Origin of the sequence: Sphingomonas sp. So64.6b, assembly GCF_014171475.1 — a bacterium.
Lineage (GTDB): Bacteria > Pseudomonadota > Alphaproteobacteria > Sphingomonadales > Sphingomonadaceae > Sphingomonas > Sphingomonas alpina_A.
Genome location: NZ_CP048817.1, coordinates 3457432 through 3472894, shown reverse-complemented (window position 1 = coordinate 3472894; position 15463 = coordinate 3457432). Strand labels below are relative to the sequence as shown.

The window sequence follows — 15463 nt, the reverse complement described above, 5'->3', positions numbered from 1 at the left end:
CGCTTATTCGATCGCAGCCTGGAGCAGGTTCAGTGCTCGTTCCGGCCCGCCCACGCCGAGCACCTTGAAGCCTTTCTTCTTCAGTTCGTTGTCGGTGACGAAGAAGCGGCCGAGGTGATTGACGAACAAATCTCCGAGATCGTCCACGCTGTCCGCCGCCTGACAGCGACGTGCGCGCGCTCAGGCGATCGTTTCTTACCGTATTGCCGCCTTCGGTCTGTTCTGCCTCGATCACGCCAAGCAGCGTCACGAGCACGACGCATCCGGGTGCACTCGGGTCGTCGCCGACCACGAGGATGTCCAGTGGGTCGCCATCCTCCGCGAGGGTCGATGGCACGAACCCGAAGTCGAGCGGAAAGCTCATCCCAGCAGGCAGCAGCCCGGACAACACGAGCGCCTCGATCTCGGGCTCGTAGGTGTATCTGGATCGGCTGCCCTTCGGTGTTTCGATAACCGCGCGGCAGGTGTGAGCGCCTTCCTCGATCTCTATATCGACATAGCCGATGGTCTGCTGACATGTGTCCAGATGGGCTCGATCGAGTTCCATGGCTGGGGTGCCCGGATCGAGGATGTCGAGAAGGCCGATCGGCTCGTCTTCGACCTCGATCCGGACGACGTTCTCGACTTCGAGGCGGTGCGCAGGGCCGCCTTCCATTTCCGAGATATCCTGAAGTCGACTAGTCTGGAGACCTTCCCGATGCTGACCGGCGGCAAGGGCATCCACGTCATTGCCCACTCGTGCCCAAGGCAGAGTGGCCCGAGGTGAAGACGTCGAGCCCCAGACGCCCCGCCACGGACTCGGCCCAGAGGCGGGATTGAGAATCGGAGCCGATAAAGATGCTGCCTGGCGTGATATCCCGCCGGAGTAGATCGGCGAGTGTCGCCGCCGCCGATACCGCGACGTTGGCGATCCCCGGCACGACGTCGGACAGGGAGCTACGCGGTGGAGATGGGGGCGACCGTCTCGAACGCCTCGAAATGAGCGGCAAGCAGGTGTCCGACGACCATCTGGCTGACGGCCTTGCCTGACTGGAAGGCAGATCGGCCATTGCGCAAGTAAGGATTCGTTGAAGATGTTGGTCTCACTATTGCAAAGCGTTGGTAGCGATCACCCCTTTCGCGACCGGGAATCAGAGTCCGCCTGATGGTTTTCCTGGTCGCTATTCCCCAAAAGGTACCTGAACGTCCCCAGACGCGGTCTGGTGGTTCTATCGCATCCTTGTCACGTTCGTTTGGCCCTCAGCGATCAAAATCGCATTAGGGCTGGAGGTCCAATGACACGGTCGATGTTTCGCACAGCTCGGATGATGGTCAGCTCTGCGAGGGCTCTCCTGGACACCTCGCCTGCGCCTTATTGGGCAGCAGCGGTTTCGCGGTGGCAGAAATGATCGAACGCGCATGGGAGCAGAAGATCGAGCCGCTTACGGTACGCATCTCGACCGCGGTTCGGATAACCGGGCTCAGCCGGTCCCGCATCTACGAGCTCATTCAATCGGGCGATCTCGAGGCCGTGAAGGTGGGGCGCGCCACGCTCATACAATATGGAAGCCTGAAGTCCCTGACCGCCGTCGATCGATTGGCACAAAGCTGACGCATTGGAATTGGCAGGTCATACCCTGCCGGGCATCAACGGAACTTGTGCCCGGCAGGATATTGGTGACTTAGCGCGCTGGCCGGCCACGGGGGCGACCGGCCTTGGTGGATTTTCGCGCCTTGGGCGTGCCGGAGGAAATTTTCGGAGGCCTTGGCGCTTCTGCAGCGTCACGCAGCCCATCCAGATAATCCGACCAGTGCTGCATCATGGCGACGCGTTCATCCCAATATTCGCCACGCGCGTAGGCGCGACGGACGGATGACGCTTCTTGATGCGCGAGCTGCCGCTCGATCGCATCTGGGTTCCACTGGCCCATCTCATTGAGCAAGGTTGCCGCCATCGCTCGAAAACCATGGGCCGTCATCTCGCCGGTCTCGTATCCAAGCCGACGCAGGGCCTGGTTGACGCCATTCTCGGACATGGGCCGCCTCGGACTCCCCATGCACGGGAACAGGTGCTGGCGATGCCCGGTGATCTTGCGCAGTTCTTCGATCATCGCCAGCACTTGCCGGGACAGCGGCACCCGGTGCGCGCGCCGCATCTTCATTCGCTCGGCGGGAATCGACCAGGTCGCCTTCTCGACATCGATCTCGCCCCACTCGGCCTGGCGCAGTTCGCCCGGCCGGACGAAGAGGTGAGGAGAAAGCCGCATAGCCATGCGTGTGACCGCCTGGCCGGTATAGCCGTCCATTGTCTTCAGCAGGATGCCGACCTCATCGGGATCGGTGATGGCCGCGTGATGGACGGTCTTGGGAGTCGTCAGCGCACCGCGCAGATCGGCGGCTATATCGCGATCGCAGCGGGCGGTCGCGATGCCATAGCGAAACACGCGGCTGAGCACGCTACGCATGCGGCGGGCACTTTCGTAGCGACCGCGTGCCTCGACCTTGCGCAGGACGGATAGTGCCTCGGTGGGCGTGATGGAGCCGATCGGATGGGAACCGATCAGCGGATACGCCATGCCCAGCAGCCAGCGGATTTTGTCCACCGTGATCTCGGCACGGCCTTCGCGCTCGCACTTAGCGACCCATTCCAGCGCCACGTCCTTGAAGGTCGTGGCCACGGCGAACCGCGCTGTGATCCTTGCGCGCTTTTTCTCGAGAACCGGATCGAGCCCGGCCGCGATGGCCTTTCGCGCCTCACGGCATTTCTCGCGAGCGTCGGCAAGCGACTTGGCCGGCCAAGGGCCGATGTGAAGCGTCTTTGGTCGGCCGGCATATCGATAGCGGAAGCGCCAGAGCTTCGAGCCGCTCGTCTGGACGACGAGGACCAGCCCTTGTCCGTCAGGGAGATTGTACGGCTTCGCCCTAGGCGTGGCGGAGGTAATCTGGAGTTGTGTCAGCATCATCGTGTTCCCGGTTTTCTCCGGGTCCACCCAGCAGACACAAAATGAGACTCTTTTTGTGTCTCTTTTGCTGGAATCAGCTGGATCAACCCGGACGGTTGCCAGCGATCGTCGATGAAATTATGCTTTGAAACCAGCCGCTTGCTGGACGTCCCCGGACGTTGCCGGGGACGAAATCTGGTGCCCAGAAGAGGACTCGAACCTCCACGACCTTGCGATCGCCAGCACCTGAAGCTGGTGCGTCTACCAATTCCGCCATCTGGGCACGGGGTAGGCGGGGGGCTCTAGGGGAGCGGTGGCGGGCTTGTCAACACGGCTCCTGATGCGGCAGGGAGAATACCGGACATAACGCGTTTTCGAGCAGGATTTTCAGGCATGAACGGCAAACTGGTGACGCTGATCGGCGGCGGTGGCTTTCTCGGGCGCTATGTCGCGCAGGAATTGCTCGCCGGTGGCGCGCGGGTGCGGATCGCGCAGCGCGATCCGCGTCAGGCATTGTTTCTGCGGCCGCTCGGCGGCCTTGGTCAGACACAATTTGCCGCGGTCGATGTGACCAATGCCGAGAGCGTGGCGCGCGTCGTTCAAGGGTCGGACGCTGTGGTCAACCTGGTCGGTGTGCTCGCGGGTGATTTCCAGGGCATCCAGGCTGACGGAGCGCGCAATGTGGCGAAGGCCGCGACAGCGGCCGGGGTCGGCGCGCTGGTGCATGTCTCGGCGATCGGCGCGGATCCTGAATCGCCCGCCGCTTATGGTCGGACCAAGGGCGAAGGCGAAACCGCGGTGCGCGACGCATTTCCGGCCGCGACGATCCTGCGCCCGTCGCTGATGTTTGGGCGCGAGGACCGCTTCGTCAATCGCTTCGCGGGAATGATCGCGAGCGCGCCGGTCGTGCCGGTGCTTCGTGCCGGTGTGAAGTTCCAGCCCGTCCATGTCGTCGATGCGGCCCGAGCCGTGGTCTGCGCGCTTGACGATACGGCCCGATTTGGCGGCAAGACCTTCGAACTTGGCGGACCCGATGTGATGACGATGGGTGAGCTGATCCGCTGGATCGCCGGGGCGATCGGGCGCGATCCGGCGATCATCGAGTTGCCGGATATTGCCGGTGCGGCGATCGCGACCCTGGGATTCCTGCCCGGCATGCCGATCACCCGTGATCAATGGATGATGCTGCAGCGGGACAATGTCGTTGCGGACGGCGCGAGCGGCCTGGCGGCATTCGGTATCGCACCGACGCCGCTCGCTGCGGTCGCGCCGGCGTGGCTGGTACGGTTTCGCCGGCAGGGGCGGTTCGGCGTGCGCGGGATTTCGGCTTCCGAAGCCGGCTGAGTTTCCGCGCCATCGCGCTCGACCCGCTGCCGCGCCGGTCTGCCGCAAGGGTTTCTCGACTTCGCTCGAAACGAACGGCTAAGGGGCTCCGTGATGGCTGCCCGGGCCGGATAGCGGCAGGGCCGCATTGGGGGTGTACGCGTGACTGACCTGTTGATCATCATCCTGCTCGGCATCGTCGAGGGCGTGACGGAATTCCTTCCCGTGTCGTCGACCGGGCACCTCGTCCTGGCCGGCGCGCTGCTTGGTCTGCCGCAGGCCGACGCGACCTTCGACATCGTCATTCAACTCGGTGCGATTCTCGCGGTGATCGTGTTGTTCTGGGGGCGCTTCATGGGCGTGGCGCGGGGCCTGCTGGCGCGCGATCCGGCCGCGATCCGCTTCACGCGCAACGTGCTGCTCGGCTTTCTGCCCTCGGCACTTGTCGGTGTCATTGCGATCAAGGCGATCAAGGCCGTGCTTGAGGCGCCGGTGATCGCGCCGGTCGTCGTGTCGATCGCGCTGATCGTCGGCGGTATACTGATCCTGGTGATCGAGCGGCTGGCCAAGACCGTCACGACGCGTTCGGTGGAGGAGATGACCTGGCGCACGGCGCTCGCAATTGGCGTCGTGCAGTGCATCTCGATGATTCCGGGGGTGAGCCGGTCGGGTGCAACGATCATGGGCGCGCTGACCCTTGGCGTCGATCGCGAGACGGCGGCGGAATATAGTTTCTTCCTCGCCGTGCCGACGATGATGGGGGCAACCGCGCTGGCCTTGTGGGATGGACGTCATGAGCTGGGCAATGCCCATCTGACCGAGATCGCGATCGGTTTCATCGTGTCGTTTCTCGTCGCGCTGGCGGTAATTCGCTGGTTCGTGACCTTTGTGGGCAAGCATGGTTTCGCGCCGTTTGCCTGGTATCGAATCATTGTCGGAACCATCGGCTTGATCTGGCTACTCGCTATATAAGTCCGGATCGGTCATTTTAATCTGCGATAATATGCTCTGATTAGGCGGCCAACGGCAAATCAAGACCATATAGGTAAGAACTGCTTACCTATATGGCGATTTTGCCGTGACTCAGCGTGTTGACGGCGTTATGGCGCCCCTTGTTGAACGTGAGGGGCCGATGACCGAATCCATGTTGAAGTTCGTGGGAACGCCACAAGCTTTCCCCGGCAAGCGCGCACCCAAGCTGCGCGCGGAGGATTTTCGCGAGATCGCCGATCGCTATGCCCCGCCCGCTGCCGAGGATCAGGCCGGGCGCTGTTCGCAATGCGGCGTGCCTTATTGTTCGGTGCATTGTCCGTTGCACAATCATATCCCGGACTGGCTGCGCCTCACCGCCGAAGGGCGGCTGCGCGAAGCTTATGAGCTGAGCAACTCGACCTCGACCATGCCCGAGATTTGCGGCCGAATCTGTCCGCAGGACCGGTTGTGCGAAGGCAATTGCGTGATCGAATTCTCCGGCCACGGGGCGGTGACGATCGGGTCGGTCGAGAAATTCATCACCGACACCGCCTGGGAAGAAGGCTGGGTCGAGCCGCTCGTGGTCGGAAGCCCGCGCGGACAATCGGTCGGCATCATCGGCGCGGGGCCGGCGGGGCTGAGCGCGGCGGAATATCTGCGCGGCTACGGTTACGACGTTCATGTCTATGACCGCTACGACCGCGCGGGCGGACTGCTGACCTACGGCATTCCCGGCTTCAAGCTGGAAAAGCATGTCGTCACGCGGCGTGTCGACCGGCTGAAGCAGGGCGGGATCGTCTTCCACGATAATTTCGAAGTCGGCCGCGACGCCAGCATGGCCGAGCTGCGCCACCGTCACGACAGCGTACTGATCGCGACCGGCGTCTATCAACCGCGCGCGATCAAGGCGCCCGGTGTCGGCAGTACCGGCGTGGTCGATGCGCTCGATTTCCTCACCGCGTCGAACCGCAAGGGGTTCGGCGATGCGGTGCCGGCGTTCGACGATGGCAGCCTGGATGCCGCGGGCAAGCATGTCGTGGTGATCGGCGGCGGCGACACGGCAATGGATTGCGTGCGCACCGCGGTGCGTCAGGGCGCTGCATCGGTGAAATGCCTCTATCGCCGCGACCGCGCCAACATGCCCGGCTCACAGCGTGAAGTGGCCAATGCCGAGGAAGAGGGCGTCGAATTCGTGTGGCTGTCCGCCCCGGAAGCATTCTTGTCCGGCGACAGCATCACCGGCGTGAAGGCCAGCCGCATGCGGCTCGGCGCGCCTGATGCGAGTGGGCGGCGCGCGCCGGAGATCGATCCGGAGGGCGGCTTCGACGTGCCCGCAGATCTGGTGATCAAGGCGCTGGGCTTCGATGCCGAGGACCTGCCGCATCTGTTCGGTGCACCCGAACTCGGCGTGACGCGCTGGGGTACCGTGCTGGTCGACAACAAGACGCTGATGACCAGCCTCGACGGCGTGTTCGCGGCCGGCGACATCGTGCGCGGTGCGAGCCTGGTGGTGTGGGCGATCCGCGATGGGCGCGACGTGTCGGCGGCGATGCATAAATGGCTGAAGGCGAAGGCGACGAATGTGAAGGTCGCGGCGTGACCTGTATATTGAAATCGGCATTGCTGCTGGCGTTGGCCGTGCCGGCGCCATTGGTCGCCCAAACGGACCCGATCCCCGCAACCCGTGCAACGGCGCCACTCGCGCCGGTCGACCCCGCGCGCCTTGCCGCCGCGCGACCAGTGATCGACCGCGTCTGGCCGCTTGGGACCTATGAGCGGCTGATGCGCGGCGCGATGGATCAAGTGGCCGGCAACATGATGTCGGGCATGTACGGCATGAAGATGGACGACATCGCCGCGACCATGCCCGATGGCGACAAGAAAAAGGACGCCGCGACGCACAAGGGCGAGACGCTGGGCGAGGCGATGGCTGCGGGCGATCCTCATTTCGAGGAGCGCATGCAAATCACCATGCGCGTCATGACGAGCGAGATGTCGCGAATCATGACGGAGGTCGAACCGGAGGTGCGCGATGCGCTGGCCAAATCCTATGCTCGCCGCTTCACCGTCGCCGAACTGGGCGACCTCGACCGCTTTTTCGCGACCCCGACCGGCACGGCCTATGCGCATGATTCGATGATGCTGATGATGGGACCCGACATGATGCAGGCGATGCAATCCTTCATGCCGCGGATGATGAAGGAAATGCCGGCGATGATGGCCAAGATGGAGGCAGCGACCAAGCACCTGCCGCCGCCACCCGAAAAGGCGAAGAAATGACCCGCAAATTCTTCCGCGATCGTTCCGCCCATAGCGGCGTGATGCTGCTCTGCGCGAGCCTGTCGTCGGCGCTGCCGATAGCCGCATCGGCACAGACCGCGCCGCCGCCAAACGCACCGGCTCCGGCCACGCCGGTCGATCCGGCGCGGTTAACCGCGGCGCGCGCGCTGATGGATCAGCTTATGCCGCCGGCGACGCGCGACCAGATGATGCGATCGATCATGACGGCGATGATGCAGAACATTACCCGGTCGTTCACCCAGAGTCCCGAACTCGCCACTGCGATCGACCAGGAGCCTGGCGCTCGGGCGGTGTTCGACCGTTTCATGGAACGGCAGATGACGACGAGCACCAACGACCTGATCGCTAATCTGCCGGGCATGCTCGATGCCATGGCGCGCGCTTATGCGCGCCGTTTCACGCTCGCGCAATTGAACGACATGGCGACCTTTTTCGCGACGCCTACGGGCCAGATCTATCTGACGCTGGCGCCGACGATCATGGCCGACCCCGATGTCGGCGCCTGGATGAACGGCCTGATGACGCGATCGATGCAACGGGTGCCTGACGAACTGGCCAAGCTGAAGGCCGAGATCGAAGCGCTGGACAAGAAGGGGCGCCACTGATGAAAAGCCAGATCGCCAATCAGGCCGAACGCGACCGCCTCGCCCGTGATGGCATGTACCGCCCCGAATTCGAGGGCGACGCCTGTGGTGTCGGCCTGGTCGCGGCGACCGATGGCAGCGCCTCGCGGCGCGTGGTGCAGTCGGCGATCGATGCGCTGAAGGCGGTGTGGCATCGCGGCGCGGTCGATGCCGATGGCAAGACCGGCGATGGCGCCGGGCTGCATGTCGACCTGCCGCTCAAATTCTTCGACGATGCGGTGGTCGCGTCGGGGCACAAGGTGCAGCCGAACCGCCTCGCGGTCGGCATGATCTTCCTGCCGCGCACCGATCTGGGCGCGCAGGAAGCGTGCCGCACGATCGTCGAAAGCGTGATCATCGAGGAAGGCTATTCGATCTATGGCTGGCGCCAGGTGCCGGTCGACGTCTCGGTGATCGGGCAAAAGGCTCAGGCCACGCGGCCCGAGATCGAGCAGATCATGATCGCGGGTCCGCTTCCCGATGAAGCAAGCGCGGCGGAGTTTGAGAAGAACCTCTATCTCGTACGCCGGCGGATCGAGAAGCGCGTGATCGCGGCGCAGATCCAGGGCTTCTACATCTGTTCGCTGTCGTGCCGCTCGATCATCTACAAGGGCCTGTTCCTCGCGGAATCGCTGTCGGTCTTCTATCCCGACCTGCAGGACCAGCGTTTCGAGAGCCGGGTCGCGATCTTCCATCAGCGTTATTCGACCAACACCTTCCCGCAATGGTGGCTGGCGCAGCCGTTCCGCTGCCTCGCGCACAATGGCGAGATCAACACGATCCGCGGCAACAAGAACTGGATGCTGAGCCACGAGATCCGCATGGCGAGCCTCGCGTTCGGCGACAATTCCGAGGACATCAAACCGGTCATCCCGGCGGGTGCGTCGGACACCGCCGCGCTCGACGCCGTGTTCGAGGCGATCTGCCGCTCGGGCCGCGACGCGCCGACAGCGAAGCTGATGCTCGTGCCCGAAGCATGGCTGGGCAAGGACGAGATGCCCAAGGCGCATCTCGACATGTACAAATATCTCGGCAGCGTGATGGAACCGTGGGACGGCCCCGCCGCGCTTGCCATGACCGATGGCCGCTGGGCGGTCGCCGGCATGGACCGCAATGCGTTGCGCCCGCTGCGCTATACCCGCACCTCCGACGGGTTGCTGATCGTCGGCTCGGAAAGCGGCATGGTCGTGGTGCCTGAATCGACAATCGTCGAAAAGGGCCGGCTTGGGCCGGGCCAGATGATCGCGATCGATCTCGACAAGGGCGAATTGCTCAAGGACCGCGAGGTCAAGGACCGCCTTGCCGCCGAGGCCGATTACGGCGCGATGATCGGCAATTTCACCGCGATCGACGACCTGCCCGCCCCGCCCGCCGACGCGACGGCGCGTTTCGGCCGCGCCGAACTGACTCGCCGTCAGGTCGCCGCAGGCCAGACGCTTGAGGATATGGAGCTGATCCTGTCGCCGATGGTCGAGGGCGCGAAGGAAGCGATCGGCTCGATGGGCGACGATACGCCGCTCGCGGTGATCTCGGACAAGCCGCGGTTGATCAGCCAGTTCTTCCGGCAGAATTTCAGCCAGGTGACCAATCCGCCGATCGACAGTCTGCGCGAGCGCCATGTCATGTCGCTCAAGACGCGCTTCGGCAATCTCGCCAATATCCTCGACACCGAGGACCGCCGCGATGGCGTGCTGGTGCTCGAATCGCCAGTGCTGACCGGTGCCGACTGGGCCCGGCTCAAGGCCTATTTCGGGTCGGCGGTGGCGGAGATCGACTGTACCTTCGAATCCGGTGGCAAGCCCGAGGATTTGCGCGCGGCAATCGCGCGGATCCGCGCCGAAGCCGAACAGGCGGTGCGCGAGGGCAAGAGCGAACTGTTCCTGTCGGACATGAATATCGGCCCGGATCGCGTCGGCATCGCCGGTGTGCTGGCGGCGGCGGCGGTGCACACGCATCTCGTGCGCAAGGGCCTGCGCTCCTATGCCAGCGTCAACATCCAGACCGCCGAATGCCTCGACACGCATTATTATGCGGTGTTGATCGGCGTCGGGGCGACCACCGTACATGCCTATCTGACCGAGGCGTCGATCGTCGATCGGCACGAGCGCGGCCTGTTCGGCGATCTGACGCTGGACGATTGTCTCCAGCGCCACCGCAAGGCGATCGACGAAGGCCTGCTCAAGATCATGTCGAAGATGGGGATCGCGGTGATCTCCAGCTATCGCGGCGGGTATAATTTCGAAGCGGTCGGCCTCAGCCGCGCGCTGGTCAACGACCTGTTCCCGGGCATGCCGGCGAAGATTTCCGGCGAAGGCTATGCCTCGTTGTTCGTCAACGCGGCGGAGCGGCATGAGGCGGCGTTCGATCCCGCTATCGCGACGCTCCCGATCGGCGGCTTCTATCGCCAGCGCCACACGGGCGAAGCGCATGCCTATTCGGCGCAGCTGATGCACTTGCTGCAAAGCTCGGTCGCGAACGACAGCTATTCGACCTATCTGCAATTCTCGCGCGGGGTCGAATCGCTGCCGCCAATCTATCTGCGCGACCTGCTGCAGTTCAATTTCCCCGATGAGGGCGTGCCGGTCGACCAGGTCGAGGCGATCACCGAAATCCGCAAGCGCTTCGTCACACCGGGCATGAGCCTCGGCGCATTGGGGCCGGAAGCGCACGAAACGCTGGCGATCGCGATGAACCGGATCGGCGCCAAGGCGGTGTCGGGCGAGGGTGGCGAGGACAAGGCGCGCTACACGCCATACGCCAATGGCGACAACGCCAATTCCGGCGTCAAGCAGATCGCCTCGGGCCGGTTCGGCGTGACGGCCGAATATCTCGGCGCGTGCGAGGAGATCGAGATCAAGGTCGCGCAAGGGGCCAAGCCCGGCGAGGGCGGTCAGCTGCCCGGCTTCAAGGTCACCGAGTTCATCGCCAAGTTGCGCCATGCGACGCCGGGCGTGACATTGATCTCGCCACCGCCGCACCATGACATCTATTCGATCGAGGATCTGGCGCAGCTGATCTACGATCTGAAGCAGATCAATCCGCGTGCGCGCGTCTGCGTGAAGCTGGTCAGCTCGGCTGGCATCGGCACCGTGGCGGCCGGCGTGGCCAAGGCGCATGCCGATGTCATCCTGGTGTCCGGCCACGTCGGCGGCACCGGCGCCTCCCCACAGACCAGCATCAAATATGCCGGCACGCCGTGGGAAATGGGCCTGAGCGAAGTCAACCAGACGCTGACGCTCAACGGTCTGCGTGGGCGGATCAAGCTGCGCACCGATGGCGGGCTGAAGACCGGGCGCGATATCGTCATCGCCGCGATCCTTGGCGCTGAGGAATTCGGCATCGGCACACTCAGCCTGGTGGCGATGGGCTGCATCATGGTCAGGCAATGTCATTCCAACACGTGCCCCGTCGGGGTGTGCGTGCAGGACGAACGGCTGCGCGCGAAATTTACCGGCACGCCGGAAAAGGTCATCAATTTGATGACCTTCATTGCCGAGGAGGTGCGCGATATCCTCGCCCGGCTCGGCTTCCGCAGCCTCGACGAAGTGATCGGGCGGACCGAATTGCTGCGCCAGGCCAGCCGTGGTGCCGAGCATCTCGACGATCTCGACCTCAACCCGATCCTGGCCAAGGTCGATGCGCCCGACGATCAGCGTCGCTTCTCGCTGACCAGCTTCCGTAACGAAGTGCCCGATAGTCTCGATGCACAGATGATCAAGGATGCAGCAGCGGTCTTCTCGCGCGGCGAGAAGATGCAGCTGACCTATTCGGTGCGCAACACGCACCGCGCGGTCGGCACGCGCCTGTCGAGCGAGATCACCGCCAAGTTCGGCATGTCGACGCTGGCCGACGGGCATGTCCATGTGCGGCTGCGCGGATCGGCCGGCCAGTCGCTCGGCGCGTTCCTGTGCAAGGGCGTGACCCTGGAGGTATTCGGCGACGCCAACGACTATGTCGGCAAGGGCCTGTCGGGCGGCAAGATCGTCGTGCGACCAGTGGTCAGCTCGCCTCTGGTCAGCCAGCAGAACACGATCATCGGCAATACCGTGCTGTACGGCGCGACCTCGGGCAGCCTGCTCGCGGCGGGCCAGGCCGGTGAGCGCTTCGCGGTGCGCAATTCGGGCGCAACCGTGGTGGTCGAAGGCTGCGGCGCCAATGGCTGCGAATATATGACCGGCGGTGTGGCAGTCGTACTCGGCGCGGTCGGCACCAATTTCGGTGCCGGCATGACCGGCGGCATGGCCTTTATCTATGACGAGGACGGCAGTTTCGCACGCCGCGCCAACCCCGAAAGCATCACCTGGCAGCGGCTGTCGTCGATGCATTGGGAATCGGTGCTGCTCAATCTGGTCCGCGCACATCATGCGGCGACGGATTCGAAATGGTCGGGCAGCCTGATCGACGATTGGGGCCGGGTGGTCGACCGTTTCTGGCAAGTCGTGCCGAAGGAAATGCTCACCCGGCTGAGCCATCCGCTCGACGACAGCGTGGAGATGGTCGCGGCGGAGTAGCCCAAGTCCAACCCGCCCCGCGCTTGGCCGGGTTGGGGCGGTGCTGGCGGTTGGACGGGCAAGATTGAATCGGCGGGTGGTGCCGTCCGAAACCGAAGCGTATCCGGTGCCAATTTCCCGCAGCTGCGGGAAGTTTTGCGGGAAAATGCTTTTTCGGGCGTTCTGCGGGAATCCACGGGAAAAACTGCGGGAAAACCGAAGCAGCGCAACGGGAATTTCGCAGACGCCCTACGGGAATATCGGGAAATGACGGGGGCGGAAATCATCACCTGCTCCAGCTTGATTCAAATGGTCGGTCGGCCGGGCCGACGCCCGTGACGCGGCACACCCGGAAGCAGCTATGAGGACGCCTGAAAGCAATCTGAATCGAGCTGACCCTGCCGACCATCCGCCCACGCTGGATGCCGAAACGAGTCCGGCCTGAGGTAACCCTCAGGATGCGATCCGCTCGACGCCAACGTGGAGATGGTCGCGGTGGAGTAGGTGCGGCCACAACACTCAACCGTCACCCCGGCCTTGTGCCGGGGTCCACCGCGCCGCGTTATCCGCAAGCGTTGATATTGCGGAACCGTGGCACCCGGCGCAAGGCCGGGGTGACGAAGTGGTTGTCTAGCGCAATGGCCCCAATCCGAGCGCCACGGCCAGATCGTCCCAATGCGGATTGTCCCGCTCGATCAGGTTCATCCGCCATTCGCGGCGCCACTTCTTGATCCGTTTCTCGGTCGCGATAACCGAGTCCATCGTCTCACCGACTTCGTACCAGACAAGCCGCCTGATGCCGTATTTCTTGGTAAAGCCGTCGAATGTGCCATCGCGATGCTGCATCACACGCCCGACCAGGTTCGACGTCGCGCCGGTGTAAAGCCGCCCGTTAAAGGCGCTCGCCAGAATATAGACGCAGGGTTCGCGCTCCCTCATGCAGCCGAGTTTGCCGCGCAGTGGATGCCGGAACAAGTCCGGCATGACGGTTGGGGTGAAGGGTTCGCAAATCAGCGTCCATCATGCCTTCCCCCCGCCGCCCGGCCGATCTAACACGAGATCATGTGGCAGCTTTATCAATTCCCCCTGTGTCCCTTTTCCCGCAAGGTCCGGCTTCTGCTCGGCGAAAAGGGCGTCGGTTACGACCTTGTGCGCGAATCGCCATGGGAGCGCCGCGACGAATTCCTCGATATGAACCCGGCCGGCCAAGTGCCGGTAATGACCGACCCGTCGCGCAAGATCCTGCTGATGGATTCGATGGCGATCTGCGAATATCTCGAGGAGACGGTCGAGAAGTCGGCGATGATCAACGGTACCGCGGTCAATCGCGCCGAAATCCGCCGGCTGGTCGCATGGTTCGACACGCAGTTCTTCGCCGACATCACCGCACCCTTGCTCCACGAGCGCATGGTCAAGCGGCTGGTGACCAAGGAGTCACCTGATTCGAAGGTACTGCGCGAGGCGATGAAGGCGGCGGTGCGCCATCTCGATTATACCGATTACCAGCTCGATCATCACAATTGGATGGCGGGATCGACCATGAGCCTCGCCGATCTGGCGGCGGCGGCACAGATATCGGTGACCGATTATCTCGGCGGGATCGACTGGAAGAATCACGAGCAGACCGCGAAATGGTATCGCGGACTGAAGAGCCGCCCGAGTTTCCGCCCGTTGCTGTCGGAACGGATGGAGGGGATCACGCCGCCGAAACATTATGACGATGTGGATTTCGATCTCTGATGCACGCGACCCACGATCCCGCTGCCGCCGCAGCGCCGACGATCGGCTTCGACGACTTCCTTGCCGTCGATATCCGTATCGGCACGATCGTCGAGGCGCTGCCCTTTCCCGAAGCGCGCAAGCCGGCATATCGGCTGACGATCGATTTCGGCCCGGCGATCGGGATCAAGCGATCGTCAGCGCAGATCACCGAACATTATACGCTCGACGACCTTCCCGGCCGGCAAGTCGCGGCGGTGGTCAATTTCCCGCCACGCCAGATCGGCCCGATGATGTCGGAAGTGCTGACGCTCGGTTTTCCCGATGCCGACGGCAAGGTCGTACTGGTCGGCCCGACCGTGTCAGTACCGAATGGCGGGCGGCTCTTCTGACACGATCCGCATCGGGACGGCCGGCTGGTCGATCCCGAAAGCCGTGGCGGCGCGATTCCCCGGCAGCGGCAGTCATCTCGAGCGCTACGCCGCGCAGCTGAACGCGGTGGAAATCAACTCCAGCTTCTATCGCCCTCATCGCCGCGCCACCTATGAGCGTTGGGCGGCGAGTGTGCCGGCCGATTTCCGTTTCGCGGTCAAGCTGCCCAGGGCGATCACGCACGAACGACGCCTGACGGGGCCCGAGGATTTGCTGGCGGCATTTGCCGATGAGATTGCCGGTCTTGGCGAAAAGCGTGGACCCGTTCTTATTCAGCTCCCGCCAAGCCTGATCTTCGATGCGGCAGTGACCGATGTCTTCTTCAAGCAGCTTCACAAGATTGTTGGTGGTCGGGCGGTTTGCGAACCGCGTCATGCGAGTTGGTTCGAGGCCAGTGCCGACGTTTCTCTCGTTCGCCACAAGATAGCGCGCGTCGCCGCCGACCCGGCCAGGGTGCCGCATGCCGCGCTGCCCGGCGGCTGGCCCGGCCTGCGCTATACTCGGCTGCACGGTTCGCCGCGGGTCTATTGGTCAAGCTATGATGACGCGGCGATCCAAAGCCATGCTGGGACAGCGCGGGACGCCGGCGTGGAAAGCTGGACGATCTACGACAACACCGCGAGCGGCGCGGCGATCGCCAATGCGATCGACCTGCACGATCGGGTCTGACGCAAAACAGCGC

Annotated in this window: 13 protein-coding genes, 1 tRNA gene and 1 pseudogene; 11 read left to right on the top strand and 4 right to left on the bottom strand. The window is 63.7% G+C overall.

The window, feature by feature from the left end; genetic code table 11:
* Positions 1–3: 3 nt before the first annotated feature.
* Entirely contained in the window at positions 4–147 is a 144-nt protein-coding gene (locus G4G27_RS24190; RefSeq protein WP_244624373.1) for a hypothetical protein, read from the bottom strand.
* Positions 148–484: 337 nt separating this feature from the next.
* Between G4G27_RS24190 and G4G27_RS16580 the strand changes: the two are divergent.
* A pseudogene (locus G4G27_RS16580) lies at positions 485–768 on the top strand (DNA ligase D); the annotation flags it as partial.
* 616 nt (positions 769–1384) lie between these two features.
* Positions 1385–1591, top strand: coding sequence for a helix-turn-helix domain-containing protein (locus G4G27_RS16575; RefSeq protein ID WP_183113858.1), 207 nt, complete (start codon positions 1385–1387; stop codon positions 1589–1591).
* 70 nt (positions 1592–1661) lie between these two features.
* Here the strand turns inward: G4G27_RS16575 and G4G27_RS16570 are convergent, their stop codons facing one another.
* Both G4G27_RS16570 and G4G27_RS16565 read right to left on the bottom strand, forming a co-directional pair.
* The gene (locus tag G4G27_RS16570) at positions 1662–2939 is read right to left on the bottom strand and encodes an integrase arm-type DNA-binding domain-containing protein (protein ID WP_183113857.1); all 1278 of its coding nucleotides are present in this window, start codon (positions 2937–2939) and stop codon (positions 1662–1664) included.
* A 178-nt stretch (positions 2940–3117) separates the two neighbouring features.
* Positions 3118–3204 (bottom strand) — tRNA-Leu (locus G4G27_RS16565).
* Positions 3205–3314: 110 nt separating this feature from the next.
* On the opposite strand from G4G27_RS16565, the gene G4G27_RS16560 reads away from it, so the two are divergent.
* The 6 genes from G4G27_RS16560 to gltB all read left to right on the top strand — a co-directional run bounded on the left by G4G27_RS16560 (position 3315) and on the right by gltB (position 12651).
* Positions 3315–4265 carry a complex I NDUFA9 subunit family protein gene (locus tag G4G27_RS16560; RefSeq protein ID WP_183109673.1) on the top strand — a complete coding sequence of 317 codons (951 nt, stop codon included), beginning with the start codon at positions 3315–3317 and terminating at the stop codon, positions 4263–4265.
* Between the two features lie 141 nt (positions 4266–4406).
* Positions 4407–5216, top strand: a complete 810-nt coding sequence (locus tag G4G27_RS16555) for an undecaprenyl-diphosphate phosphatase (protein ID WP_183109672.1) — start codon at positions 4407–4409, stop codon at positions 5214–5216.
* A gap of 160 nt (positions 5217–5376) precedes the next feature.
* Positions 5377–6816 (top strand): NAD(P)-dependent oxidoreductase, encoded by a 1440-nt coding sequence (locus G4G27_RS16550; RefSeq protein WP_244624372.1) that lies wholly within the window; start codon positions 5377–5379, stop codon positions 6814–6816.
* Positions 6774–7496, top strand: coding sequence for a DUF2059 domain-containing protein (locus tag G4G27_RS16545; protein ID WP_183109671.1), 723 nt, complete (start codon positions 6774–6776; stop codon positions 7494–7496). The genes G4G27_RS16550 and G4G27_RS16545 overlap by 43 nt, the downstream gene beginning before the upstream one ends.
* Complete coding sequence (locus G4G27_RS16540) at positions 7493–8122, top strand: DUF2059 domain-containing protein (protein WP_183109670.1); 630 nt, start codon at positions 7493–7495, stop codon at positions 8120–8122. The genes G4G27_RS16545 and G4G27_RS16540 overlap by 4 nt, the downstream gene beginning before the upstream one ends.
* Positions 8122–12651, top strand: coding sequence for a glutamate synthase large subunit (gene gltB, locus G4G27_RS16535; protein ID WP_183109669.1), 4530 nt, complete (start codon positions 8122–8124; stop codon positions 12649–12651). The genes G4G27_RS16540 and gltB overlap by 1 nt, the downstream gene beginning before the upstream one ends.
* 609 nt (positions 12652–13260) lie before the next feature.
* On the opposite strand, the gene G4G27_RS16530 is transcribed toward gltB, so the two are convergent.
* Positions 13261–13569, bottom strand: a complete 309-nt coding sequence (locus G4G27_RS16530; protein WP_183109668.1) for a GIY-YIG nuclease family protein — start codon at positions 13567–13569, stop codon at positions 13261–13263.
* Positions 13570–13692: 123 nt separating this feature from the next.
* Between G4G27_RS16530 and G4G27_RS16525 the strand changes: the two genes are divergently transcribed.
* From G4G27_RS16525 to G4G27_RS16515, 3 genes are read left to right on the top strand one after another with little or no spacing between them, the layout of a single operon-like run.
* Positions 13693–14370 carry a glutathione S-transferase family protein gene (locus tag G4G27_RS16525; RefSeq protein ID WP_183109667.1) on the top strand — a complete coding sequence of 226 codons (678 nt, stop codon included), beginning with the start codon at positions 13693–13695 and terminating at the stop codon, positions 14368–14370.
* Complete coding sequence (locus tag G4G27_RS16520) at positions 14370–14741, top strand: tRNA-binding protein (RefSeq protein WP_183109666.1); 372 nt, start codon at positions 14370–14372, stop codon at positions 14739–14741. Before G4G27_RS16525 ends, G4G27_RS16520 begins: the two co-directional genes overlap by 1 nt.
* On the top strand, positions 14722–15450 hold the full coding sequence (locus G4G27_RS16515; protein ID WP_183109665.1) for a DUF72 domain-containing protein: 729 nt from the start codon (positions 14722–14724) through the stop codon (positions 15448–15450). The genes G4G27_RS16520 and G4G27_RS16515 overlap by 20 nt, the downstream gene beginning before the upstream one ends.
* Positions 15451–15463: the final 13 nt, after the last annotated feature.